The sequence below is a fragment of the Thalassotalea sp. ND16A genome, from assembly GCF_000764205.1.
Taxonomy (GTDB): domain Bacteria; phylum Pseudomonadota; class Gammaproteobacteria; order Enterobacterales; family Alteromonadaceae; genus Thalassotalea_A.
In genome coordinates, this window is record NZ_JQDZ01000009.1 from 127294 (window position 1) to 153749 (window position 26456).

At 42.5% G+C, this 26456-nt stretch carries 23 protein-coding genes and 1 pseudogene; 14 read left to right on the forward strand and 10 right to left on the reverse strand.

Going from position 1 to position 26456, the window contains the following annotated elements; all coding sequences use genetic code 11:
* Window positions 1-219 carry a hypothetical protein gene (locus tag ND16A_RS17100; protein WP_033075980.1) on the reverse strand — a complete coding sequence of 73 codons (219 nt, stop codon included), beginning with the start codon at window positions 217-219 and terminating at the stop codon, window positions 1-3.
* Window positions 220-528: 309 nt separating this feature from the next.
* Here ND16A_RS17100 and ND16A_RS17095 point away from each other — a divergent pair, with 309 nt between their 5' ends.
* The 5 genes from ND16A_RS17095 (at window position 529) to ND16A_RS17075 (ending at window position 6314) form a co-directional block, all read left to right on the forward strand.
* The gene (locus ND16A_RS17095; RefSeq protein WP_033075981.1) at window positions 529-1806 is read left to right on the forward strand and encodes an efflux RND transporter periplasmic adaptor subunit; all 1278 of its coding nucleotides are present in this window, start codon (window positions 529-531) and stop codon (window positions 1804-1806) included.
* 113 nt (window positions 1807-1919) lie between these two features.
* Window positions 1920-2636, forward strand: coding sequence for an ABC transporter ATP-binding protein (locus ND16A_RS17090; RefSeq protein ID WP_033075982.1), 717 nt, complete (start codon window positions 1920-1922; stop codon window positions 2634-2636).
* 7 nt (window positions 2637-2643) lie between these two features.
* On the forward strand, window positions 2644-3957 hold the full coding sequence (locus tag ND16A_RS17085) for an ABC transporter permease (protein ID WP_235281935.1): 1314 nt from the start codon (window positions 2644-2646) through the stop codon (window positions 3955-3957).
* An 11-nt stretch (window positions 3958-3968) separates the two neighbouring features.
* Window positions 3969-5183 carry an ABC transporter permease gene (locus ND16A_RS17080; RefSeq protein WP_033075984.1) on the forward strand — a complete coding sequence of 405 codons (1215 nt, stop codon included), beginning with the start codon at window positions 3969-3971 and terminating at the stop codon, window positions 5181-5183.
* Window positions 5184-5354: 171 nt separating this feature from the next.
* Entirely contained in the window at window positions 5355-6314 is a 960-nt protein-coding gene (locus ND16A_RS17075) for a LacI family DNA-binding transcriptional regulator (protein WP_033075985.1), read from the forward strand.
* A gap of 121 nt (window positions 6315-6435) precedes the next feature.
* On the opposite strand, the gene ND16A_RS17070 is transcribed toward ND16A_RS17075, so the two are convergent.
* From ND16A_RS17070 to ND16A_RS21600, 5 genes are all read right to left on the reverse strand, one after another.
* Entirely contained in the window at window positions 6436-6762 is a 327-nt protein-coding gene (locus ND16A_RS17070) for a YbaB/EbfC family nucleoid-associated protein (RefSeq protein ID WP_033075986.1), read from the reverse strand.
* 113 nt (window positions 6763-6875) lie between these two features.
* Window positions 6876-9410: a DNA polymerase III subunit gamma/tau gene (gene dnaX, locus ND16A_RS17065; protein ID WP_033075987.1), complete on the reverse strand. Its 2535-nt coding sequence runs from the start codon at window positions 9408-9410 to the stop codon at window positions 6876-6878.
* A gap of 136 nt (window positions 9411-9546) precedes the next feature.
* Window positions 9547-10095: an adenine phosphoribosyltransferase gene (apt, locus tag ND16A_RS17060; RefSeq protein WP_081945420.1), complete on the reverse strand. Its 549-nt coding sequence runs from the start codon at window positions 10093-10095 to the stop codon at window positions 9547-9549.
* A 93-nt stretch (window positions 10096-10188) separates the two neighbouring features.
* Complete coding sequence (locus tag ND16A_RS17055; RefSeq protein ID WP_052072795.1) at window positions 10189-10572, reverse strand: response regulator; 384 nt, start codon at window positions 10570-10572, stop codon at window positions 10189-10191.
* A 367-nt stretch (window positions 10573-10939) separates the two neighbouring features.
* Window positions 10940-11167: a hypothetical protein gene (locus ND16A_RS21600; RefSeq protein ID WP_235281937.1), complete on the reverse strand. Its 228-nt coding sequence runs from the start codon at window positions 11165-11167 to the stop codon at window positions 10940-10942.
* 12 nt (window positions 11168-11179) lie between these two features.
* On the opposite strand from ND16A_RS21600, the gene ND16A_RS17045 reads away from it, so the two are divergent.
* Together ND16A_RS17045 and ND16A_RS17040 are read left to right on the forward strand one after the other, a co-directional pair.
* Window positions 11180-12130: a C45 family autoproteolytic acyltransferase/hydolase gene (locus tag ND16A_RS17045; RefSeq protein ID WP_235281939.1), complete on the forward strand. Its 951-nt coding sequence runs from the start codon at window positions 11180-11182 to the stop codon at window positions 12128-12130.
* Between the two features lie 240 nt (window positions 12131-12370).
* Window positions 12371-14104 carry a Na+/H+ antiporter NhaC family protein gene (locus ND16A_RS17040; RefSeq protein ID WP_033075990.1) on the forward strand — a complete coding sequence of 578 codons (1734 nt, stop codon included), beginning with the start codon at window positions 12371-12373 and terminating at the stop codon, window positions 14102-14104.
* 34 nt (window positions 14105-14138) lie between these two features.
* Here the strand turns inward: ND16A_RS17040 and ND16A_RS17035 are convergent, their stop codons facing one another.
* Window positions 14139-14636 (reverse strand): glycine cleavage system protein R, encoded by a 498-nt coding sequence (locus tag ND16A_RS17035; protein WP_033075991.1) that lies wholly within the window; start codon window positions 14634-14636, stop codon window positions 14139-14141.
* A 282-nt stretch (window positions 14637-14918) separates the two neighbouring features.
* On the opposite strand from ND16A_RS17035, the gene ND16A_RS17030 reads away from it, so the two are divergent.
* Window positions 14919-16571, forward strand: coding sequence for a dipeptidyl-peptidase 3 family protein (locus tag ND16A_RS17030; RefSeq protein ID WP_033075992.1), 1653 nt, complete (start codon window positions 14919-14921; stop codon window positions 16569-16571).
* A gap of 367 nt (window positions 16572-16938) precedes the next feature.
* Here ND16A_RS17030 and thiI read toward each other — a convergent pair whose 3' ends face one another.
* Entirely contained in the window at window positions 16939-18402 is a 1464-nt protein-coding gene (thiI, locus tag ND16A_RS17025) for a tRNA uracil 4-sulfurtransferase ThiI (protein WP_033075993.1), read from the reverse strand.
* A 189-nt stretch (window positions 18403-18591) separates the two neighbouring features.
* Here thiI and ND16A_RS17020 point away from each other — a divergent pair, with 189 nt between their 5' ends.
* From ND16A_RS17020 to ND16A_RS21970, 6 genes and pseudogenes are all read left to right on the forward strand, one after another.
* The gene (locus ND16A_RS17020) at window positions 18592-18831 is read left to right on the forward strand and encodes an exodeoxyribonuclease VII small subunit (protein ID WP_033075994.1); all 240 of its coding nucleotides are present in this window, start codon (window positions 18592-18594) and stop codon (window positions 18829-18831) included.
* 2 nt (window positions 18832-18833) lie between these two features.
* Window positions 18834-19724 carry a (2E,6E)-farnesyl diphosphate synthase gene (ispA, locus tag ND16A_RS17015; RefSeq protein WP_033075995.1) on the forward strand — a complete coding sequence of 297 codons (891 nt, stop codon included), beginning with the start codon at window positions 18834-18836 and terminating at the stop codon, window positions 19722-19724.
* Window positions 19725-19736: 12 nt separating this feature from the next.
* On the forward strand, window positions 19737-21599 hold the full coding sequence (dxs, locus tag ND16A_RS17010) for a 1-deoxy-D-xylulose-5-phosphate synthase (RefSeq protein WP_033075996.1): 1863 nt from the start codon (window positions 19737-19739) through the stop codon (window positions 21597-21599).
* Window positions 21600-21891: 292 nt separating this feature from the next.
* Window positions 21892-22011 (forward strand): annotated as a pseudogene (locus ND16A_RS21960) (transposase); the annotation flags it as partial.
* 92 nt (window positions 22012-22103) lie between these two features.
* Window positions 22104-22292 carry a transposase gene (locus ND16A_RS21965; protein ID WP_443080263.1) on the forward strand — a complete coding sequence of 63 codons (189 nt, stop codon included), beginning with the start codon at window positions 22104-22106 and terminating at the stop codon, window positions 22290-22292.
* A gap of 23 nt (window positions 22293-22315) precedes the next feature.
* Window positions 22316-22615 (forward strand): transposase, encoded by a 300-nt coding sequence (locus ND16A_RS21970; RefSeq protein WP_052072798.1) that lies wholly within the window; start codon window positions 22316-22318, stop codon window positions 22613-22615.
* A 534-nt stretch (window positions 22616-23149) separates the two neighbouring features.
* On the opposite strand, the gene ND16A_RS17005 is transcribed toward ND16A_RS21970, so the two are convergent.
* Together ND16A_RS17005 and ND16A_RS17000 are read right to left on the reverse strand one after the other, a co-directional pair.
* Window positions 23150-24760 (reverse strand): glycerol-3-phosphate dehydrogenase/oxidase, encoded by a 1611-nt coding sequence (locus ND16A_RS17005; RefSeq protein WP_033075997.1) that lies wholly within the window; start codon window positions 24758-24760, stop codon window positions 23150-23152.
* 387 nt (window positions 24761-25147) lie between these two features.
* The gene (locus ND16A_RS17000) at window positions 25148-26314 is read right to left on the reverse strand and encodes a porin (protein WP_235281942.1); all 1167 of its coding nucleotides are present in this window, start codon (window positions 26312-26314) and stop codon (window positions 25148-25150) included.
* Between the last annotated feature and the right edge of the window lie 142 nt (window positions 26315-26456).

Below are 26456 nucleotides of genomic sequence, written 5' to 3' on the forward strand. Positions count from 1 at the left end.
TTAATGTTTGTAACGGGCAGCATCGAGAATAGCCCACAAATGCGTTATCGCGGCCAAAGCTATCGGGAAAACCATCCAGGACAGTCCCCAAAAAATAGCGGCAAAGACAAAAAACAGAATTGCCGGTAGTATCCGACCTTGCACTAATTGTCCAAGCCCAGGAATAAAAAAACTGCAAATTGCGGCGAGTACGTTACCACCAGAACCTTGCTTAGCCATATAAACTCCTATTAGTTGAAAGCATTATTCATAGACCAATTATAGTGTGATAGTAACAATAAATCTTTTTTCCCTACTCAGTCAATCAGTTAACCAAAGTTCACTGCAACAATTGCCGTTAACTCACTATGTTTGCGACAAGATTAACCACCAACAACGTGCCTTTTTGTCACTCCTAAATCACTTTCTGAAACATTCTCTTACATCTACGGGTTAATGTTTTGTTAATGAATTACAACCTTTTTCAAACTTGCCTCGACTAAAGCTGAGATAAACAAAATTTAGTCGTTCTAAAATTCGGGGGAATTTATGAAAATTGCAGATACCAGTTCACAAGATGTGATGGTGAAAGATAACAAAACCAGCAACAAAAAAATCATTTGGGCAACCGCTATCGTCAGCATGTTTGGCTTAGCCATTTGGCAGTTTGCGCCAGCCGCCAGCCGCTGGAGTCAGGCGGAGCTGTCAGTGCCGCTAAAACGGGTAAGAATTGCCACCATTAACCGCTCCGACTTTGTGCGCGACGTTTCGGTACAAGGCCGGGTGATTGCGGCCATCAGACCAACAGTTTATAGCCCGGCGGAGGGTACAATCAGTTTCAATATTGAAGCGGGTAGCGAAGTTGCCGCCGGGCAAACACTGGCGGTAATTGATAGCCCAGAGCTCACCAGTCGTTACGATCAGGAAAAAGCCAGTCTGGAAAATTTACAAACCGGATTAAAACGACAAAAAATCCAAGCCAAAAAACAGCTGCTAATCGATAACAAAGCGGTTGATTTAGCACAAGTTGCGTTAACCACGGCAGAGCGGGAAAAACGTCGAGCCGATCAGGGATATCAGAAAAAAGCCATCAGTCAAATTGACTTTGAAAAAGCCCAAGACGATTTAGCCAATGCAAAATTACAGCATGAGCACGCCGTGGCCGATGCGAACTTAGATAAAGAGTCACTCGATTTCGATTTACAATCGCTGGTTTTGCAGATTCAACGCCAACAATTGTTAGTGAAAGACTTGCTACGTCAGGTCGAAGCGTTAGAAGTAAAATCTCCGGTGAATGGCATTGTTGGTAATTTAAACGTGCAAAACAAAACCTACCTAGCCAAAAACCAGGCCATTTTGATGGTGGTCGACTTATCGAAATTTGAGGTCGAAGTGGATATCCCTGAAAGCTATGCCGACGATTTAGCCATCGGCATGGACGTGCAAATCAACTTTGATCAGCAACTGTTTAGTGCTCGTCTGGTAACAATTTCCCCCGAAATACTGAACAATCAGGTTACCGGACGGGTACGCTTCGAACAGGCCATGCCACCTGGGCTGCGCCAAAACCAACGATTAAATACTCGCATTTTGTTAGAAGCACGGACAGATGTGTTGCAAGTTCGTCGTGGCCAATTTCTCGATAGCTCCAACGGCAAGTTTGCCTATGTTGTTAACAACGGTATTGCCACCAAAACCGCAATCAATACCGGTGCCAGAAGTTTGAGCAGCGTTGAAATTATTAAAGGCTTAACTCCAGGTCAGCAAATTATTATTTCCGGCACCGATATTTTTAAAAATGCCGAGCAAGTAATGCTTACTCAATAAACGTTCGAATAGAAAACAAGTAAAAATTAAAAATAAGCATTTAACTACACATTTAAAGACACAGTATCAGTCAATGTGAATTGACGGACAAGAATCCAAGAAAAGGAAACACTATGTTAACCATGAATAACATCAGTAAAGTATTTCAAACTGACGAAGTGCAAACGCATGCCTTGCGTGACTTTCATTTAAAAGTAAACGAAGGCGATTTCATCAGTGTCACCGGCCCTTCCGGTTCGGGCAAAACCACATTTTTAAACATTGCCGGCTTATTGGAAAATTTCACCAGTGGTACCTTTATGCTGGATGATATTGATATTAGCAAGCTCAATGACAGAGACAGATCGAAAACTCGTAATGAAAAAATAGGCTTTATTTTTCAAAGTTTTAATTTAATTCCCGACTTAAACCTTTATGACAATGTCGATGTGCCACTGCGCTATCAGGGATTAAACGCAAAAGAGCGTAAAAAACGTATTGTGCATCATTTAGAAATGGTTGGTCTTGGTTCAAGAATGAAACACTTGCCGAGCCAGTTATCCGGCGGTCAGCAGCAGCGCGTCGCCATCGCCCGCGCCTTAGCAACCAACCCACGATTTTTACTTGCCGATGAGCCCACCGGTAATTTAGATACGCAAATGGCAAAAAGCGTAATGACGTTGTTAGAAGAGATTAACCAGCAAGGCACGACCATCATTATGGTGACCCATGATGATGATTTGGCCAACAGAGCGACTCGAAAAATTCAAATAAAAGATGGCCGGGTGAGCGAGCTTGATGTGGTTCGTGACAATGCAGAAGTTAACGCCACCGAACAAGCCATAGCTTAAGGAGCGAATGATGTTTACTTATTATCTTCGCCTGGCCTGGATCAGCATAATAAAACACTGGGGCTTAAGCTTAGTCATGATCACTGCCATTGGTTTAGGCATTGGTGCCTCAATGACCACAGTAACGGTTAATTATTTGATGTCTGCCAACCCTATTCCACATAAAAGCAGCCAGCTATATAACGTGCAGCTTGATAGCTGGGATGTTAATGAACCGTATAATGACGATGGCTCACCACCAGAGCAGTTAACCTATGGTGATGGTACCTACTTGATGAATGCGAAAAAAGCGTTTCGTCAAAATATCCAAGCCCAGGCGAATGCGGTAATAGAGCCAGAAGGTGACGATGCCTTGCCGTTTATGGTAACTGCGCGAGCCAATTCGGCTGACTTTTTCACTATGTTTGACGTACCGTTCCTTTACGGTAGCGGCTGGGATGCAAGTAGCGACGACAATAAACAGCAGGTAGTGGTATTAAACAACGAGACCAACCAACGAGTGTTTGGCGGTGAAAATTCTGTTGGCAAAAACATCAAAATTGGCGGTAACTATTTCAAAGTGGTTGGCGTTATCGATTACTGGGATCCTAAACCCAGGTTTTATGACATTTCCACCGGTGCCTTTAATGACTCGGAAGAGATCTTTGTACCATTTTCAATGATTGCCGAAGAAAAAATTGGCCGCAGTGGTAACACCAATTGCTGGAAACCAAGCGGTGATGGTTTTCAGGCATTTTTAAACTCCGAATGTGTATGGTTGCAATTTTGGGTTGAACTGCCCAATGCCCAGGCAAAAGAGGAATATATGAGTTTCCTCGGTGCTTATGTTGAACAACAAAAAGCGCTTGGCCGTTTTGAACGACCAATAAACAACCGCTTAAATAACGTAATGGAATGGTTAGAACAACAACAAGTGGTTGCCGACGATGCGATCATGATGATGACCATGTCATTCATGTTCTTATTGGTGTGTTTGTTAAATACCGTTGGCCTGTTATTGGCCAAATTTATTGGCAAGGCGCCAGAAATCGGTCTTCGCCAAGCGCTTGGTGCCAGTCGTCGTACTCTGTTTGCGCAATACATTATTGAGTCGGCATGTATCGGTATCGCCGGTGGTCTATTAGGCCTGGTGTTTGCCTGGTTAGGGTTACAAGGCATTGCCTCACTTTATGGTGATATGCTCAAAGGCTTAACCGGTTTAGATAGCACCATGATTGTTTCGGCCATAGGTTTGGCGATATTAACCAGCATATTCGCCGGCTTATATCCAACCTGGCGTGCCTGTAACGTGCAACCATCACAGCAATTGAAAAGCCAATAGAGGACTAAAACATGCAAGAATTAGGATTAATTTTTCGCGCTCTGTTGCGCAATAAAGTAGGCGCGTTACTGATCAGTCTACAAATAGCGCTTACCTTAACCATTATGGTAAATGCCATTTTTATGATGCAACAACGCAGTGAGCAAATGCTCCGCCCTAGTGGTCTCGATGAAGCGAATATCTTTTATCTGAGTAATACCGTGTTTGCTCAGGATTATAATCAGCAAGTGTATCTGGAAGATGATCTGGCGCTGCTCAGGCAGACCGATGGTGTGGTCGATGCCATTCAAATCAATGCGATTCCGATGAGTGGCGGCGGTTGGTCAATGGGCCTGCAAACCGAAGCGGGAGAAGGCAAGGACTCCACCGGTGTTGCCGTGTACATGGTTGATGACCATGCGATCAATACCATGGGGTTGGAATTATTGGCGGGTGAAAACTTTAGCCAAACCGACATTGAATGGCGAGCATCAAGCCAAAACAACTGGCCAGCAAAAACCATCATTACCAAAGCGATGGCGCTGGCATTGTTCCCGGATGACTGGCAATCAGCATTAGGGCAAACGGCATACATAAATCAAGCCGAACCGATGCAAATAACCGGCATCGTAAAATCACTGCAAGCGCCGTGGAATGGTTGGAGTGGCGTCGAGCGCAGTATGTTGGTGCCGTATAAAATGGAAACCACCGGTGGTCGTTTCATGATCAGAACCGAAGCAGGTCGCAGAGATGAGCTAATGCCGATTATTGAAAAAGCCTTGAGTGAAAGCAATAAAGGCCGGATCATTCGCCGGGTAACCACCATGGACGATACTCGTGAGCGCAGTTACCGCGCCCATAATGCGGTCAATAAAATCTTAACCTCAGTCATCGCCGTACTGACCTTAATTACCGGTTTTGGTATTGTCGGTCTTGCGATGTTCAGCATTAACCGCCGAACCAAACAGATTGGTACCCGTCGGGCACTAGGGGCGACGAGAGGCCAGATCATCAGTTTCTTTATGATAGAAAACCTGATGATCTCAAGTTTTGGTGTTTTACTTGGCGTTGGTGGTGCCATTGGTTTGAACATCTGGCTAGTGAGTACGTTTTCAATGGCGCCAATTACCCCAGGATTAATTATCATGGGTGTGATTGTGCTCTACTTGGTAGGTCAGGTTGCGGTGTTGTATCCAGCGAGGAAAGCAGCAAAAATTTCACCGGCAATTGCGACTCGAACGGCTTAGTAGGCTAGAGATTCCGAAATACCATATAAAAAAACAGCAACATAGAACTGCCCCTTAAAGTTGGACATAACTTAAGGGGCTTTTTATTTGAAATAAACGTCCCTACCTCCATGATATTTAAAGCCTGTTCAGATAAACTAAAGAAAAATAAATCGTTATCAATGGAACGTTATGGCCACTCAAAAAAGTATTGCCGATAAATTAGGACTATCAATCAGCCTGGTATCCCGAGTGTTATCAGGGAAAGCAAAAGAAATTGGTGTTGCCCAAGAGACCATTAAAAAAGTCCTGGACGAAGCGAAACGCACAAACTATACGCCAAATTCAGCCGCATTATCGTTAAGAGGGGTAAAAACTCAAACGTTAGGGGTTATCACTTATGATTTTGAAGATCCTTATTTCGGCATTATCCTCGGAGAGTTGCACAAAATCGCCAAACAAAGAAAATTTACTTTAATACTCGCCGGTTCAAACCACAGTGACGAAGATAGCATAGACATCTCCGCCTTCGCCAAACACTCTATTGAAGGGTTAATTATTGTTGGTAGTGATCGAAAAAAAGATTGGTATGAAAATTTTAGCCAAAAATCGATCCCTAGCGTGCAAATTGGTTTTACCACGGATAAGATTGGTGCCAATATTTGTTTGGATGAATCGCGTAGCGCCAACTTAATTACCAGCTATTTAAAAAAACAACAAACCCGCAACGTCACTTTATTTTTTAACCATAGCCTTTCGCACGAAACCTTTAAAACACAATATATTAAAGCGCTTGGCGAGCAAGGTATTAACATCCTTGAAGATGTTATTTGTGATGGTTCAGTCAACTCGGTAAAAAGTGGTATTAAGCAGTTAAAAGAGCTGCCTGATGTTTTTATTGCTGGTGATGATATTATGGCAACAAAAATTATTCGCGCACTGCATGAGTTTAATATCAGAGTCCCCGAAGATGTTAAAGTATTTGGCTTTGATAATATCCCTCATGCACGCAATTTTATTCCTTCATTAACGACGGTAAATCCGCCGATCAAAGAAATGATCCAAACCGCTTTTGATCTGGTATCCAGTCCTAAAATTAGCAAAGAAACCTTGCGCTTCACGCCAGAATTGATTCGCAGAGAATCGGCCTAATTGCAGCATTTAAAACTCATCGAATGAAAATACATGGTTTTTGCTTTTTATCGTTTAAATCAAAAACAGCGCCGCTAAATCACTTTAGGGCGCTGTTTTAATATAATTTTTATAATAAAAATTAGAACGGCATTTTAAAGCCAGGAGGCATTTGCATGCCGCCGGTTAACGCGCCCATTTTATCTTTGTTGGTTTCTTCGACTCTGCGCACTGCATCGTTAAATGCGGCAGCCACTAAGTCTTCTACCATGTCTTTGTCGTCTTCCATTAAACTTTCGTCAATTTCAACACGACGGACATTATGGTTGCCTGTCATCGTAACTTTAACCATGCCAGCACCGGCTTCACCGGTTACTTCCATTTTGGCAATCTCTTCTTGAGCTTTTGCCATTTTTGCTTGCATTTGTTGGGCTTGTTTCATCAAGTTGCCCATACCGCCTTTCATCATTTACTCTCCAAAATTGGCTGAATCGACCTATTTAGTTAATGGTCGACGAAAAATATCTAGTTGTGGCTATTATACCTAACACCAGGGTTAAGGTTAAGTGGTTTTATATTTAATCAAATTGGCGCTATCGAGTTTTCATCAACAAAGGCATTAAACTGTTGTTGCAGCGCCTGAACAAACTCATCATTGGCAATAACATCCTTGGCGTAAGCTAACCGCTTGCTGTTAATGCAGTTTTGAATAATAAAAGGCGTTGCGCCAGCGTCATCTACGGTATTTATCTGCACTTGCACCGCTTGTTGTTTCAAATTTGAATAGCACTCAGTAATTTGTGATATGGCTGCCGCAGAATTTAAATGCTCTACGCTTTTGTTTAAATTAATCACCAGTAAACGGTCATTACTGGTAGCGTCCATAGTGGCATTCAACGCCAATTGCCGAACTCGGCCACCTAAGCCCATGGCATCAATGGTATTTGCCCAGAGATCAATTTGATTGGCATCATTGGTGACCGCAGGGTCAATCAACGATTGATCAAAAGCTGCAACATTCACCGTTAAGTCAATTGCTTGCGCTGGTGGTATAGGCGCGGGTATTACGGGGTCAACGGCTACAGGCGCAACGGCCGGTGTAGTTGACTGTTGCGGTTCGGCCGCAACGGTAACTTGTTCACTAGGTACAATTTGTACATTAGCAGGCGCTTGCTTGCCAGATCGCTCAATCACCTGCCCGCCACTTTCATCGTTTGCAAAAGGATCGGTTGCCGACTGATGGGTTAAATCAGGAATGATCGAACTCGGTTGATTAACTGATGTGCAATCTGTTTTGGCCTGAAGGTCTGTCGAAGCGTTCGGCGCCGGTATATTTAGCGGCGTACGCGCTTTCGCTTTCACCTCAGGTTCAGGCTTTTTTGCACTACCCTCCGAAGCTTTTTTACGGCTCCGTAGCATGTTACGTGTCGCCAGCATTTTTTCCACATCGCTTTGTGGGCTGCCCGGCTCTGCTTGAACATCATCTGCGGTTTGAATCGTAGGCTCAGTTTTAACAGGTAGTTCAACTTCTGGTTTAGCTTCTTGCTGGGAAAATTGCTCTTCAGTGGTTTGAGCTAACTGCTGCTGTGCTTGCACTAGCAGACTATCCTGCTCAGCGTTCAAATCGGATATTGATTTTTCGGCATTTCTATCAACGGAAAATACATCGGCGTCGTTGTGCTGTGTAACCTGTTCTGCAAACTCTTGCTTTGGTTGTTCGTCGGCAATTGCTGGTGCGGCGGGTTCTACTTGAAACTCTTTAGCCGTCTCTGCTTCTGTCTCAATGCGCTTAACATCTGTGTCCTCAGCAACAGTATTATCAGCAAGAGAGCTTAAAGCATTAGTGCTTAAAGCATCAGTGCTCAACGTTTCTGTGCTATCGGCATTTGCACTTAATTGAGCTACAGCTTTTTCATTCGCGCTAGCATTTGGTAATGTCGCCGTAACCGCAGTAATCGTGTCTTTTAGCTCAACATCTGCAAAGCTTGTGCAACTTGCTGTTAGCCTCACCGTAGTTTGAGTATCGGCTATCGTTGCTGGCTTAAACGCCAGCATACGCAACACCACCATGTCAAAACCCGCTTGTTCATCAGCACTGTAGGAAAGGTCTTTACGGCCATTTAACACAATTTGATAATACAACTGTACATCTTCGGGCGACATTGCCTGAGCAAATTTAGTTAACAAGGTTGCGCGCTGATTATCGACATCAACCGAGTTAGGCAGTAATTGCCATAACGCCACCTGGTGCAGTAACTGTAACAACTCTGCCATTAACCGATGATAACTTGGGGCAAAACTGGCAATATTTTTACTCAGCTCTAATAAGCCTTTGGCATCTTGTTTGATTAAGGCGATTAAAATTTTATAGACCCAGTTTTGATCGACACCGCCAAGCATTTGCTGCACATTGCCGACTTCAATATGGCCCTGACCTTGTGCTATCGCCTGGTCGGTTAAACTTAACGAGTCTCGCATACTGCCACGCGCCGCTTTGGCTAATAACGCTAATGCCCCGTCTTCAAAGGTTACTTGTTCGGCCGTTAAAATTTCATTTAACTTGGTTTCAATTTGCTGCGGCGTTAACGCTTTTAAATGGAACTGCAAACAACGCGATAACACAGTTACCGGTAACTTTTGCGGATCGGTGGTGGCAAGAATGAACTTTACGTGCGGAGGTGGCTCTTCCAGCGTTTTCAGCAGCGCATTAAAACTGCTTTTCGACAACATGTGTACCTCATCAATAAGGTATACTTTAAAGCGGCCGCGTGAGGGCGCATATTGTACGTTATCTAAAATTTCACGAGTGTCATCCACTTTGGTACGTGACGCGGCATCAATTTCTAATAAATCAACAAAACGACCGGCGTCAACATCGACACAAACATCACACTTGCCACACGGCTCGGCGGTAATACCTTGTTGACAGTTTAAGCTTTTGGCAAAAATACGCGCTATGGTGGTTTTGCCGACGCCACGTGTGCCGGTAAACAGATAAGCATGATGCAACCTTTCTTGCATCAGTGCGTTCACTAACACTGTCACCACATGCTCTTGACCCATTAATTGGGAAAAGTCTTTAGGTCGCCATTTACGAGCAAGAACTTGATAACTCATAATTTTATTTAATTACCTTGCTGTTGATTTTATTATTTTTAATTGAGCTATGTTAATGAATAACTTTATAAACATTTTACCATAGATAGTTAACGCGATTTTATATTTAACATGAACTCGGGTGATTAATTTGTAATTAATCACCCAGGTAGTCAACCATAGTGTATACATTAACGTCGAGCTTTTGCAGGCGTTCGTGACCTTTAATATCAGGCAAACCAATAACAAATGCGGCATCATGTACTGTTGCGCCTAAGGCACGAACCAGTTTGGTGGTTGCTTCGATGGTGCCGCCGGTGGCCAGTAAATCATCAACCATCAATACTTTATCGCTAGTGATTAATGCATCTTGATGAATTTCGAGGGTATCCTGGCCATATTCAAGTTCATAAGTTTGAGAGATGGTTGCCCGCGGTAACTTGCCCGGTTTACGAACCGGTACAAAGCCCACACCAAGTGCCAAAGCAAGTGGAGCGCCAAATAAAAAGCCACGGGCTTCAGTGCCAACGACTTTGCTAATGCCCTGGTTTTGGTAGCGCTGCTTTAAAGTTTCAATGCATAAATGAAAGGCTTTGGCGTCATCGAGAATACCGGTAATGTCACGAAACATTATCCCTTCAATCGGGTAGTTGGGTACATCTCGTATGACACTTTTGAGGAAGTTACTGTCTTGATCTGTCATCATTTTTTTTACTAAAACAAATTTAGTAACAGGATAATAGATCCTGGCGAATTTATATAGTCACAATTGCAACTATTATCGCCAATTTGTTGCCTGTTAAACCACTGCGCTGTTGCAGTTAAGTAATGAATGTACCTGTTCAACAATATCTTTATTGGATATTGGTTTGGCCAGGACTTTATCGGCAAATTGAATAACAGCAGTTTGCGTCACTAACTTTAGATCTTGAGTGCTTAAAAAGATGGTATTGCTAGGAGTGAGTTCGCCTAAGGTTTGCAAGTTTTTCAACAATTGCACACCATTCATTAACGGCATCAAATGGTCAATAATGCACAAATCAAACTGTTGATTTTGTGCTTTATTATAACCATCCAGGCCATTAATGGCAGTTGTTACCTGATAACCGGCCGTGGTTAGAGCTTGGTTGAGTTGTGCCAATGTTATGGCATTATCTTCAACCAATAAAATACTCTCAGACATGAATGTTCCTTTTGACAACTAATAGCACCAATTTAAATAATGACTCATTTAAATTGGTATTAGGTTTAATTATTGTTACTAAGTGTTTCGCGTTAACTAAAGCAATAGTTAAACGTAGTTGTACCAGCCCATCAACATTGGCAATAATGGCATAGCAGCCATAGTGACAAGTGCAACAAACAGGTGACGTTTAGAAGTGCTTTCTTTAAATGAATTATCAACAGACATTATAATTACTACCTTATTAAAAATCAGCGCGCATAGTACACGAACTGCCATTAATTTGATATAGATCAAATTATTTTTTTTAATGATCACACCTTTTTTGCAAGAAATGACCTGCCCGATAACAAACCAGCAACAAGCATTAACAAATGATTAACAAATGATTAACAACGCGCATAGAAACAATTGATGAAGAATGCAATGAACCGTCATAACCAAAGGTAGTATCTGCCAGTGGTGGCTCTTCGTCAGTAATATTGTTAATACCAAACGAAAGGTTCAAGTCTTCATAGCCCATAAAGTCATTGCGTGTTAAATACACATTTGCGCGAGTTTGAGACTCCATTTTACTGATGCAGTTGCTTGTCACTCTGGAATGCTGTTGGTACCAACGATATCGCCAACTGCGGTGCCTAATACTGATTCGTCAGCGCCTGCATCAATAATGGTTGAGGCATCACCACCAGCTTCCTGGTCAAACTTTAATGTTCTGGCGCCATTTAGCTGTAGACCAAAACTGCTCGCCACCTACGATGGGCTATGCCACGCCTTTGGTGCCGATGAGCAAACCTGTGCATTTTTATGTTTATACAAGCCACCTGTTTTTCGCTCGGGTTGTTCACAAGCCTGCAAAACAAACTACGGTATTGAACTGGTGCGCAATTATGATTTCCCTTCACAATTATGTGATCGCTTATTACTGCATACCAATAGGAATGGTACTCGGGTGATTGCGATGACCGATTGTTTATGGGGAGTCATTGATGGCATGAATGAGCATGGCTTAGCGGTTTCATTGGCCTACGGTGGCCGACAGGCGCATGGTGACGGCTTTGCCATCACTATAGTATTGCGTTACATCTTAGAATTTTGTCGCAGCACCGATGAAGCCGTTGCAGTGTTAACCCATGTGCCTATTCATATGCCGTATAACGTCACAGTGGTTGACAGCCAAGGCGACAACAAAACCGTTGTCATTTGTCCCGGAGAACAAGCTCAGGTTAATTCCCTCGCCTTTGCCACCAACCATCAAGATGGCAGCGCCATTGAAAACATTGATGCCATAGCCGACAGTTACACTCGGGCACAGTATTTATCCACTCGTATCGCCGACCCACGAGAAGCGAAAAACTCTCTGGTCAATTTGTTTCTGCAGCCGCCATTATTAAGAAAATCCAGCGACTGGCAAGGTTGGGGAACATTGTACACGGCTCGCTATCAGTCATTACTCGGCGTGGTCGAATTGCACTGGGGCGATGGTCAAATTTTGCGACAAAGCTTTGACCATTTTGTTGAAAGCGATATTAGCGTCAGTTCACCCGCATATCTTTAATAACAATTTTCATTGAGAGCGAAAAACTTAGTAGACTTGCTATATAGCCGATGTTGTCGTGCAGTTTACTGTCGAGATGATAGCGCCATTATCCAACATCACCTGTAGATCAAGTCGATGAATTAAGCGTTCTCTTTTCTGCATTTTTGCTGTATAGATAGATATTATCTCAACGGAGATCCACAACATTTAGCGACGGAATGCAATGGCTAAATGCGGCACTTTCAATGGAAAAATGCAATGAAGTTAATCACTGAACGTCACAACCATGTTGCCCTGTTCATTTTTGCAATCGGTCTGTGTTGCGCCCTTTACATCAATAAAAATGTTAGCAAAACCTGGGTCGAACAATCTTATATTTACAATATATACACCTCAACCTCAGGTTTACCCGCATATAAATATAAAGATCAAGAAATCATTATCACTAACAGTGTGCCTTATGATGAATCATTGCTCAGCCAGGAAAATTTAAATAACCGGCAACCACCAGCCGAACTAAAGCAACAGTGGGTGATTGACGATAAACAACAATTAACGCTGTTAAAGCCGGCATTTCATTTCAGTCTTTGGTCATTATTGCCCGCGTTTATCACCATTGCCTTGTGTTTGTTAACACGCGAACCCATTACCGCCTTGTTTAGCGGCGTAGTGGTGGGCGCGGTAATGTTAGGAGAATACAACCTGACCGACAATGTCATAATCCCAAATCTGGCCAAAGAAGGAACGGCAGCAATTTTATTGCTGTATTTATGGTTACTGGGCGGGTTATTGGGGGTTTGGACAAAAACCGGTGCGGCACAGGCATTCGCCGACTATATGACCAAGCACTTTGTCAGAGGTCCAAGATCGGCAAAACTGGTAACCTGGCTGCTTGGAATTTTATTTTTTCAGGGCGGTACCATGAGTACCGTTCTGGTTGGCACCACGGTCAGGCCACTGGCAGATAAAGCGGGAGTAAGTCATGAAGAGATGAGTTACATTGTCGACTCTACTGCCTCTCCTATTGCCTCTGTGATAGCCCTAAATGCCTGGCCCGCCTATATCCAGGCGTTAATCTTTGTCCCCGGCGTGGCTTTTCTGGCGACGGAAAGTGATCGTTTAAAATTTTTTTTTAGCAGTATCCCGTTTAGTTTTTACGGCATACTCGCGGTGATAGGGACCTTGTTATTAAGCCTGAATATCACCAAATTTTCCGGGAAAAGAATTAGAGCAGCGCATCACAGAGCCGCAACAACGGGTGAGTTAGACGCAAGTCATGCCACACCATTGAGTGCCAAAGAATTACAGCACTGTCATGTTCCTGATGGCTACCAGCCACATGTGCTGGAATTTTTCATACCTCTGCTCAGCCTAATTGCCATTGCTGTAATAACTTTTATCGCTTATGGCTCGCCGCAAGTCAACTGGGCCTTTGGCGGCGCCCTGTTATTGTCAATTTTTATCGCTTTAGGCAAGGGCATGTCGCTGACCAATGTGGTCGATGGCTTTGGCATCGGCTTAAAAGGGGTGGTTGTCGCCTCGGTAATTTTGATGCTGGCGGTGATCATTGGCAATATCAGTAAAGAGATCGGTGGCGGACTGTTTTTGGTATCGCAACTGGGTGAGCAACTGCCGTTTTGGTTATTGCCGGTTATTTTGCAATTAATGACTATGGTGATTGCCTTTTCTACCGGCACCAGCTGGGGCACATACGCAATTGCCTTTCCTCTGGCCATGCCATTAGCCTGGGCAATCTGTCAATCGCAAGGTTTGGCTAACCCAGAGTTATTTATGGCGGTATGTTTTGCTACCGTACTGAATGGCAGCGTCTATGGCGATCAATGCTCGCCAATATCTGACACCACCATACTCAGTGCGATGACCACAGGTTGTGATTTAATGGATCATGTCAAATCTCAAATAGTACCGGCAACTTTGGCGGCCTCTCTTGCGGCAATGTTATGGACGTTTACAGTACTAATATTTGCTTAATGCCGAGCGACATAATACTTATAATAGCAATCTGCTATACGTTAATATCGACGATTAAATCGTCAGAAATATTTTCTAAAGCGGCGACTAAGTTATCAATTTTCTCTTCACCGTTTATGGCAATGATGGCTGAGGCTTTAAAGATTGCCTGGCCAAAATCCGGAGCACTGGCCTGACTACTCGCCAGTTTAATCAGGTTGCCGTGTTGTTTGTGGATCACCGCCGAAATTTCACCAACAATACCTTGTCTATCGTTGGCGGTAAGCTCTAATGAAATGGTATTATTGTCGTATTGTAATGGATGAGTAACGCCAACATTTACCTCTAAGCCCTCAATGTTTTTAATGTCACTGACTAGGCTTTCTGCATTTTCTTCACTCACCAGTACTTCAATAATGCCAGCAGAGAAACCTGACAAGTGACGTAAGTTACTGGTTTGCCAGTTACCGTTATGTTGCTTGATAATAGTCGCTATATTGTCGACGATACCCGGACGATCTTTACCCAAAAAAGAAATTACTGCATGTCTCATAAATCATCCCCTTGATACTCGAATATATTGATAACGGTTAGGTTAATGGTAATAGGTTTAAGTGTAGTACTTATTGAAAATATTTAACCGCATGATTTGCTTAACTAGCGCTTGAGATAGTGGTACTACTTATCTCAAGCGCTAGTTAATTAATAACAGAGCATTTGAACTAGCGCAAAGACTTTCGCATTAGTGAATTAAATAATTGCTTAAACGGCAAATATTTTTTAGTCTTGATGCATAAATACCATTTAATGCCTAAATGGTATTACAAGGATTATTATGAAACTAACAAAAATTGCTGCGGCAATGGTATTAACCTCAACGCTAATTACCGGTTGTGGCGACACAACACCCGATAACGATCAACAACACAGCCTGTTACCAGACGCACAACATCGTTTAAACATCTATAAAGAAGTTACCTTAAACGCCGATTTAAGCCATCTAAGTAGCAATCAAAAACAGATGCTATCGTTATTAATCGATGCCTCAAAAGTGATTGATGACTTATTTTGGCAACAAGCGTTTGGCGATAACAAAAAAGAGTTTTTAGCCAGCATTGAAGATCCCGCGACTCGTCGCTTTGTTGAAATTAACTACGGCCCCTGGGACCGATTGGATGGTGATAAGCCAATATTAACCAATATTGGGGCAAAGCCATTAGGCGCACAATTTTATCCGGAAGATATGAGTAAAGCCGAATTTGAAAAAGCCGAGTTTTCGGGTAACACCTCACTTTATTCGATGGTTAAACGCAACGAACAAGGCAAGTTATATTCAATTCCTTATTCAGAAGCGTTTGCCGAACCTATGGAAAGAGCGGCAGCACTACTGGAAAAAGCCGCAACCTTTGCCGATGATAAAGAGTTTGCCAACTATTTAACCATGCGCGCCGAAGCATTTAGAAGTGATAATTATCAGGCATCAGATTTTGCCTGGATGGACATGAAAAACAATCCAATTGATGTAGTGATCGGCCCAATTGAAACTTATGAAGATTTGCTTTATGGCTACCGCTCCGGTTTTGAAAGTTATGTACTGATCAAAGATTTAAGTTGGAGCAAACGCCTGGCCAAATACGCCGCCTTTTTGCCGGAGTTACAAAAAGGTTTACCGGTTAACAAAAAATACAAAGCCGAAGTCCCCGGTTCAGATGCCGATTTAAATGCTTATGATGTCATTTATTACGCCGGGCATTCCAATGCCGGTAGCAAAACCATTGCCATTAACTTGCCTAATGATGAACAAGTGCAACTGGAAAAAGGCACTCGTCGTCTGCAACTTAAAAATGCCATGCGTGCCAAATTCGATGCCATCATGCTGCCAATTGCCGAACAACTGGTGAGCCCACAAGACCGTAAACACGTAACCTTTACCGCGTTTTTTGCCAATACCATGTTCCACGAAGTGGCCCACGGTTTAGGCATTAAGAACACCATCAACGATAAAGGCACTGTGCGACAGGCGTTAAAAGAGCATTCGTCAGCACTAGAAGAAGGTAAGGCCGATATCCTGGGGTTGTATATGATCCGTCAATTATTAGAAAAAGGCGAGATCACTGAAGGTGAATTAAAAGATTACTACACCACCTTTATGGCCGGTATTTTCCGCTCCGTTCGCTTTGGCGCATCCAGCGCTCATGGTAAAGCGAATATGGTGCGCTTTAATTACTTTGCCGATAACGGCGCTTTCACCCTCGATGATAATGGTCTGTATAAAGTGGATATGGATAAAATGACCAAAGCCATTGATTCATTATCCGAATTAATTCTTACTCTGCAAGGTACTGGTGATTATGATGGCGTGGCTAAGCTGGTTGCTGACATGGGTATTATCCGGGAAAACCTGGCTAGCGATTTGGCTAAGTTAGAAGCGGCGAAAATACCGGTAGATATTGTCTTTAAGCAAGGCAAGATGGTGTTAGATTTATAAACTGAAAAATCGGTTGGCGGGAATTCATTCTCGCATTAAAGCTAAGCTAGCTTTAAGTTACCTACGGTAATTACGCGAGGTTAAAAACCCCGCCAACCGGCTTTGGTTGGCGGGAATTCATTCTCGCGTTATGGCTAAGCTAGCTTTAAGTTACCTACGGTAATTACGCGAGGTTAAAAAACCCGCCAACCGGCTTTGGTTGGCGGGACTTTAGTCTCGCGTTATGGCGGCGTGATGGCGAACGCCACTTTAGGTTACCTTTGATAATTATCGAATCTGGTAAAAGTACCGGTAAAAAAAGACCCGATAAAGTTGTATCTAACTTTATCGGGTCTTTTCAATTTAGCGCTGTTTTTTGGCGCTAAATTTATGGCCGGTAAACCTTTACGTTATTAAAACCATTGTCGTGTAGGTATAACGCTTGTAGCTTACTCATTACGCCACGGTCGCAATATAACAGGTAGGTTTTATCTTTCGGTAAATCACCAAAGTGAGTGGCAAGCTTATAAAATGGGATGTGTTTAACGTCGATATCGTCAAATTCTAACGGATTCGCGTCTTCTTCTTCCGGGCTGCGAATATCGATTATCACATTGTCATGGCCAGCACTGTCTACCGTTTCAACACTGGATACGGTGTTTACTTCTTGTTCCGCCTCATCACCAATAGCACGAATATCGAGCATACGAGTGTTTTCGACAACGCCATCAAGAATGCTCATATCAAAATTGGCTTCTTCGGCTTCAATTTTTTTCAATACCGCTTTTACCGTTGGCTTTTTCGAAATTACACCACAGTATTCAGGGATGGTTTTAGAGAACTCTTCAGTACCTATTTTACGGGCAATATCGATGATATCTTGTTTGTCATAAGCCGCTAACGGACGCAAAATCAGCGTTTCGGTGACTCGGTCAATAACATTCAAGTTGGTCAGCGTTTGGCTAGACACCTGTCCTAATGCTTCGCCGGTAACCAGTGCCTGTATGCCACGTTGCTCAGCAATTTTTGCTGCGGCACGCATCATCATCCGTTTTAACACCACACCCATCTGGCCGTTTTCTACTTTTTCAAGAATTTCAGCAACCACCGGCTCAAAATCTACCGCGAAAAATTTAATGCGATGCGAAGCACCAAATTTATTCCATAGATAATGGCTAATTTGTTTCACCCCTAACTCATGGGCAGAGCCACCTAAGTTAAAGAAACAGTAATGAGTACGCGCACCTTTTTTGATCATTTGGTAACTGGCAACCGCCGAGTCGAAACCACCTGACATCAATGATAAAACATCTTCTTGGGTGGCAATGGGGAAACCGCCCAAAGCTTCATGGCGTTCAGTGATAATAAATAATTTATCTTTATTAACATCAATGCGCACGGTAACGTCTGGTTTTTTCAGTTGTACCCGGGCCGATTCAACGTTTTGGTTTAAACCGCCGCCAACGTATTGCTCTAGCTCTAATGAGGTAAAATCGTGTTCACCGACACGTTTGGCGCGAACACAAAAGCTTTTATTGGCAATGGTATCTTTATGAACCGCTAAGGTTTTTTCAAAAATATCGTGCAAATCGGTAAATTCACATTGTTGCACTTCTAAAAAATGTGGAATACCGGGAATGCATTTTAGCGTGTCAATTAACACTAAACGATTCTCTTCACTGGTATTTTTACTGGTCACTTCAATGCTGTCCCAGTTCATTTTAGTGCGCACTTCGTCGTCTACACGGCGCAGTACATTTTTAATGTTCGACTCTAAAATTTTAGTGAAACGCTTACGTACCGGGCGTGACTTGATAGTAATTTCAGATTGCAACTTAACGATAAATTTCATCAATAAAACCATTTAAATAAAAAACCGGCGCATTATACAACAACCAGCCGATGAAGTAATGCAATTTGAAGTATTTAAGTGTATACCAATTCTCTAAAATTCAAGGTAAAATGGCTGTTAGAATCTGCGTTTACCGTTTATCTGAATGATAAACTCCAGCAGAAGGCATTTTAGTTTAGGCGATATACTGTGAAAAAACCGGAAAATCAAAGCTTTGAAGAGTCAATGAACGAGCTTGAAAACATTGTTGATAACCTTGAACAAGGTGATTTATCACTCGAAGATTCGATGAAGTTGTTTGAACGTGGTTTATCATTAAGCCAGGTTAGCCAAAGCAAACTGAGTCAGGCGGAACAAAAAATCCAAATTTTGTTAAACAATAATGGTGAACAGCAACTTGCCGATTTTGACGACAGTGAGAGCCTTTGATAGTGTTTCAACTTGAAAACCTTGCTGCATTTCAGCAGCGCATTGATCAGTTTCTTAAGCAAAAACTCGCCGACATAGCCATTAATGATCAACGGTTATTCGATGCCATGAGTTACGGTTTACTCATTGGCGGCAAACGCATGCGCCCCTATTTGGCTTATGTAACGGCAGAAATGTTAGAGCTGGATCTCGATGATATTGACCCAATAGCCGCGGCCTTAGAATGCATTCATGCTTATTCATTATTGCACGATGACTTACCCGCTATGGATGATGATGATTTGCGCCGCGGGCAAGCCACTTGCCATGTTAAATTTGATGAAGCCACGGCAATTTTGGCTGGCGACAGTTTACAAACCCTCGCCTTTGAGATCATCTCAAATCATCCTTTTAACAATGTCAGTGCCAAGACTCAGATCCAGCTAATTCAGATGCTCAGTAAAGCTGCAGGCTATCAAGGTATGTGTGGTGGTCAGGCGATGGATTTGGCAGCGACCGATCATCAAGTACCAATTGAGCAGTTACAAACCATTCATAAATTAAAAACCGGCGCGTTATTACAAGCCGCGATTTTAATGCCGGCAAAATGTCGTGAAGATTTGCCCGAGCATACGTTTAGCGGTTTACAAGAGTTTGCTCAGCAAATTGGGTTAGCGTATCAGGTGCATGACGATATCATCGACATCACCAGTAGCGAAGAAACCTTAGGCAAACCGGCGGGCTCAGATGTGGATGCCAATAAATCTACATACCCGGCGTTATTAGGTTTAGAAGGGGCGATGAAAAAAGAACAGCAGTTATTTCAACAAGCCCTTTCAGCTTTAGAAACTTTACCCTACAATACCCGCAACTTATCTAATTTTTCGACGTTTATCATTAAACGTGCACATTAATACTGGTTTTTTATGACTACAGAGCTGTCTCACTATCCCCTACTCGCGCAAATTGATAAGCCAGAACAATTGCGAGATTTACCACAAGACAAACTGCAAGCGGTAAGCGATGAACTACGCTCTTACTTATTAAATTCGGTGAGTAAAAGCAGTGGTCACTTTGCTTCGGGGTTAGGCACAATTGAATTAACCGTTGCCTTACATTACGTCTATAACACGCCGTTTGATAATTTAATTTGGGATGTCGGTCATCAGGCTTACCCACACAAAATTTTAACCGGTCGTCGTGATCAAATGCAAAGCATACGCCAAAAAGAAGGCTTACACCCATTTCCGTGGCGTGAAGAAAGTGAATACGACGTCCTTAGCGTAGGTCATTCGAGTACCTCAATTTCAGCGGCGTTAGGCATGGCCGTTGCCGCCGAGAAAGAAGACAAAAACCGTAAAACCGTGGCGGTTATTGGTGATGGTGCGATGACTGCGGGTATGGCGTTTGAAGCGTTAAACCACGGCGGTGATATTCATAAAGATATGCTTATCGTGCTCAACGATAACGACATGTCGATTTCGGAAAACGTTGGCGCATTAAATAATCATTTAGCCAAATTACTTTCCGGCAGTTTATACACCGGCCTTAGAGAAAAATCGAAACGTATCCTTGGCTCCATTCCACCGATTAAAGAATTGGCATCAAAGGCCGAAGAGCATTTAAAAGGCATGGTTGTACCCTCGACGTTTTTTGAAGAACTCGGGTTTAATTACATCGGCCCAATTGATGGTCATGACGTAAATGGTATGGTAGATACCATCCGCAATATGAGTAGCTTAAAAGGGCCACAAATTCTGCACGTCATTACCACCAAAGGTAAAGGCTACGAACAGGCCGAGCAAGACCCGATAAAATACCATGCGGTGCCAAAATTTGACCCAAGCAGCGAAAGCTTGCCAAAAAGTGCCCCCAGCTTACCCAGTTACTCAAACATTTTTGGCAACTGGCTTTGTGACATGGCTGAAGCCGACGACAAATTAGTAGCTATAACTCCGGCAATGCGTGAAGGTTCAGGCATGGTGGAGTTTAGTAGACGCTTCCCTGATAAATATTTTGACGTTGCCATTGCCGAGCAGCATGCCGTTACTTTTGGTGCTGGTCTTGCCATTGGCGGTAACAATCCGGTAGTAGCGATTTATTCAAGCTTTTTGCAGCGTGCTTATGATCAGTTGATCCACGATGTTGCCATCCAAAATTTACCGGTGTTATTTGCTATCGATCGTGCCGGCGTTGTTGGTGCCGATGGCGCAACTCACCAGGGTGCTTTCGATTTATCCTTTATGCGCTGCATTCCCAATTTGCTGATCATGTGTCCATCCAATGAAGCCGAATGTCGATTAATGCTAAGCACTGGCCACAAGCACAATGGCCCGGCAGCGGTGCGTTACCCTCGCGGTAATGGTATCGGCGTTGATTTACCTAATATTGCCGACACTATCGAAATCGGTAAAGCTAATGTTATCAATAACGGCGAAAAGCTGGCAATTTTATCGTTTGGCACCATGTTAACGGCGGCTGAGCAAACCGCCAACGAATTAAACGCTACCTTGGTTGATATGCGCTTTGTGAAACCACTCGATCAAAGTTTACTTATTGAACTTGCCAAAACCCATAGTCATTTTATTACCGTGGAAGATAATGCCATTGCTGGTGGTGCCGGCTCAGCCGTGAATGAGTTTGTACTGGCCAATCAATTAGATGTTAAATTGTTAAATATTGGCTTGCCGGATGAGTTCATTAAGCATGGTACACAAGATGAAATTCATACCGAACTTGCCATCGATAGCGCAGGTATATTAGCAAAAGCGAAGCAATTTATTGGTTAATCGCTTAACTATACGAAAAGAAGCTAAGCAAATTAATTTACAAAGCAATTCAATTTACAAAACATATACCAAATAAAGAAAGCCCTGATATGATGATTATCGGGGCTTTTTATTAAAAGGAAAAATAATGGCCGGAACTAGCCTGTTTGCATTAATAGACAAAATAGCGGTCGCACTAGATGACTTATTGATGAAAGCCGCCGCACACACCCTGCTGACTATTGGAGCGGATGAAAAACACCTCGGTGCTCGCCTTGGCGTTACCTTTGTGCTGCATACGTGGGGCTCTGCGATGACCCATCATCCGCATGTGCATGGCATTGTCCCTGGTGGCGGGTTATCCATTGACGGTGAACAATGGGTACCGTGTAAATCCGGGTTCTTCTTGCCGGTTCGGGTATTATCTCGATTGTTTCGACGCCTATATCTCGAGAAATTGGATGAGATATACCAACAAGGTCGGCTGATGTTTTTGGTGTTGACAGAAAGCTTGAAGATGAGGTGGTGTTTGAACAGTGGCTGGCACCGCTTCGGCAAACCGAATGGGTGGTGTATGCTAAACGGCCATTTGCTGGTCCTAAAGCTGTGTTGGCTTACTTGTCACGTTATACGCACCGCGTTGCCATGTCGAACAGTCGGCTAGTGAAACTCGATAAAGACTGCATCCCTTCCACTGGAAAAACTATCGGGTAAAAGAGCAACGACGATACCGAACGATGTCACTGACTCACGATGAGTTCATCCGTTGTTTTTTGCTACATGTATTGCCATCTGGTTTTCATCGCATTCGCCATTACGGTTTGATCGCCAACACTGGCTGTAAAGTGAATTGGGCCAAGGCACGTCAGCTATTGAAGGTGAAAGAGCCTGAACTTGTGGTAGCTGCTCAAGTTGATGATAGCCAGAAGTGCGACAGCACGTACATTTGCCCAGAGTGCGGAGGACCCATGGTGATCAAGGAGATATTGATCAGTCAACTGATCCCCAGAGCACCACCATTGCTCAAGGTGAAGTGAGTATTGCAGTGACAAGGCAAGATTGAATTATCGGCTCTGTTCGATAAGGAGTTATCTTGTTCTACGCCCTGAAGATAGAGAGGTAAGCGTTATACTTGGAAGATATTGTTTGATGAATATGATCGCAAGAATGACCGTTAACCATTGGTTGAAGAAAAATAATAAAGTTCATGCTGCCAGAAACCCAACCACCGAGAAGCAATCCCCATAGCCCGTGAAGTATTCCCGCGGTTTCCACATTGTAGGCCTGTAAGACACCAGCCGTCGGAGTTGGGTGTTCTCTGCGAGATAGGATTGTTGGCTGGTATCTAACAACCCTTAACTTTGCTTACGTAAAGTAGTTATAGAATTTGTTGGCAGAATAGTCTGTTTAATGATCCCTCAACAGACATTACTATAGTGATGAATAGAATTAGGTGGCCAAATAAACTATGCCTCTACAAAAAGAGCATGTTTGGAAAGAGATCTTCTAGTTTTCTAGCCAATAATAAATATAAACTGATGAAGGTTCACCCTGCTTTCAACTTTGAGGTGCTAGCCTTTGAGCATTTCTTTATATTCTTGAATTTTACTGTTGGCTTCATCACCAAATAAAATTTTACAAGCTTCTTGTAAACCAGGTTCATAGAGAATATCTTCTTCATTTAATACCATCGATATTTTAGATCTTCGGCGTAAAAAGTCTTCCAGTTTAGTGACCATTTCGCGTTGTGAAGCGTGCTCGAGTTCAACAACCAAATATTCAGTATTTTGAATTAGTAACTTTCCTTTATTAGGATTTTCTCGGATACTTTCTAACATGTTAATGGCATTTCGCCCATAACGTCGCCAAAACCGCTGAGTTAACGGCTCTGAAGATGTTTCCGGTGTTAAGTCATCAAAATTCATAAGCTTCGCTCTGTGCATAAACTCATTCTTAATACTGTCATCAGGCTCGCCGTACCATTTTTTATGGGCAAACGGTAAGGTAATGCCAAAACTAGCAATAATGTCTGCAACTTCATTACCTACGTTAATACAATCGGTTAGCTTACCACCAAAAATTGACATATAAGCGGTTTCTTTATTGATATCAATCGCGTGTTTACGAGACAATTGCACCCAATCAGCTTTACCATTTTTATCTTTAATTGCAAGAGGACGTACTCCACAACGTTCAGAAATAATATCTTGCTTTGTCAGTGGTTTAGGCAAATCGAGTAATTTATTAACATTGTCGAGCACAAATTGACGATCGTCATCAGTAACATACGCATAAGGACTGCTCACTTGAGTATCCGTTGTGCCTATTGATGTTTTTGTTCCCATAGGAATTACAAAGAATAAACGGCCATCATCTGCAAAGAATGTGAGTATTTTGTTGCTATCAGTAATTTTATCAACAATTAAATGTATGCCTTTAGAAAATACATGGTGATGTTCTGTTTTTTCATCGTTCACTGTATTTACCGGATCTACAAAAGGTCCACAGGCATTGATAATGCTTTTTGAACGAATAGTAATTTCTTCACCCGTAATGCCATCTTTACTTTTGGTTACCCAAATACCGTCTTCTTTAACTGAGCCTAGCGATTCAACATAATTGGCAGCAATACAACCGTAACTCATGCTTGAACGAATAAAATTAAACACAAAGCGAGCATCGTTATCATATAAGTAGGCATCGGAATATTCGAAGCCACCATTAACCTGCGCTGTATTTATTGCAGCTTCCATTGACTTTATTGCTTTAGAAGATAATAACGATGGCATACGGGTAAAAAATCGGCCCATCATCCAATACAATAGTGTGCCCATAAAAATAAAGACAGGCGGAAAACGAAAACCTTTTTGTATGCTGGTTAAAAAACGAATTTCTTTAACTGTTGATGGATAGCTTCGCATTAAATGATTACGGCTCTTGCAAAGTTTATTCACTAAGGCATATTCATAGCTTTCTAAATACTTAATACCACCCCAAGCAAGGTTAGACGAATTTGAGCTGGTAAAACCTGCAAAGTCACCTTTATCGATTAATGCAACCTTAACACCCTTCGCAGCAAGGGCAGCGGCAGAAACCGCACCGTTGATCCCGCCTCCTAAAATCAGTACATCAAAGGTACTTTCAGGAAGTTTTTTTATGTTACTTTTTCTTAAATTATTCATACGAGTTTCCTTTTAGTTCGAGGTTAAGCGGTAACAGGGTTATTAACCCAGGATAATTGGTCATTTATAATCCGTGTATTGTGACAATACCCTTAAGGTTTATGTAGATAATTTATAGAAATAAAATCTAAAAACTCGCTTTTATAATTACAGTTTTTTAGTTGGAATTTATTTAATGCTATTATGGCTAGTTAAAAAAAGCCTGCGCAAAAAGCGCAGGCAACACAGAACAGACAAATAGCGCATGCATTACCAACTTAGAAAGGTAATACTCCCTGTTCATTTGCAAAAGTTGACCATCCGAATAAAGGGTTGGGGTCTTCGTACTTCAAGTCAACAACAAAAGCCATATGTTAAAAGGACGGTTAACAATATGGCAAGATTGAATTAAAAATCAAATTGAAAGCCAAACACGATCGCATCGTAGTCGGCCTGCACATCAGATTGATAATCCTGTACTTCACCAATTAAACGAAATTGTGGAGTCATTTGATAATGAACAAATAGCATTGATAATTCATTATCAACTTCTGCTACAGCAGCGAGTCCTCTTGTTGCATCTGCGGCTCTACTATCTTGGTGTCCTTCACCATAACTGTAGCCAACGGTAGTTTTATTAAAGGTGTAATCGGCTTCAACATACCATTGTGTTGCGTCAACATCAGCATCATTGATCGTACCACCGTATAAACCGTCTGCGCCTATACCTGTAGTGTCGGTATAAGATAATGTTAAACCAAAACCACCTAGGTCGATGTGTGTCCCCACATCAAACCCTTCCAAATCGTAGTCAAATGAAGAAGCACCTTGAACGGAAACGTTTTGTTGTAAGAAACCAGCCCATAATTTAACACTACCTGCACTGAAGTTGGTGCCATAATTAACTTGTCCTTCAAAACGTGGTGAATCGGTTTCAATGGCTGCATCTTGTGGCTCTTCAGGATTGATCATCGCCACTTTAAATTCTAATCCATTCATATTAGGTGAAACATACTTTACCTGTGGATTAAAGTTGGCATAAACATAACCGGTGCCGATACGGCCACCCGTTGCATTCCCGGTATCCGCTCCACCGCCTAACCAACCAACGCCGCCTTGACTTGCTTTATCACCGATCGCTGAGCTATTGAACACACCAAAATCTTTACCCACAACAACAGAGCCAAAATCACCAGCTATTTTAATGTTCGCAACACGACTTTCAAATTGACCACCATTTTGTTGACCTCTACTGCCTTGTAGATGAGTATCTATTTGAAAGTGGCCTGAAACAGTTAAACCATTGGCCAATTTGGGTGCGGCCACATGAAAGTTCAAGTTAGCGGGATTAAAGCCAGATTGAACACGTACACCGCTTTCTTCACCATCGTGATCTGAGCTCACCACAAATACAGGTATTGAGCCACTCATACTGGTTTCCCATCCTGACTCACTTTCAATAACAACCGCGGCAGTAGCCGAAGTTGACATCGTTATCGTTGCCAAAGCCAATGCCATCGCACAGCTCAATTTTGTTGTCTGTTGTGTTTTATTTAAATTATCTAATTTTTTCATAGTATTACTTCCTGAATATAGTGTTTCGATTAACAAGGCGAAGCTCATTGTTGAACTCTGTTGATAAAATTTGCCTGTGTTAATCCACGCCCCAAAATTACTTGAGGAGCGGATAATTATTTTTATAAAGGGTTACTGTTTA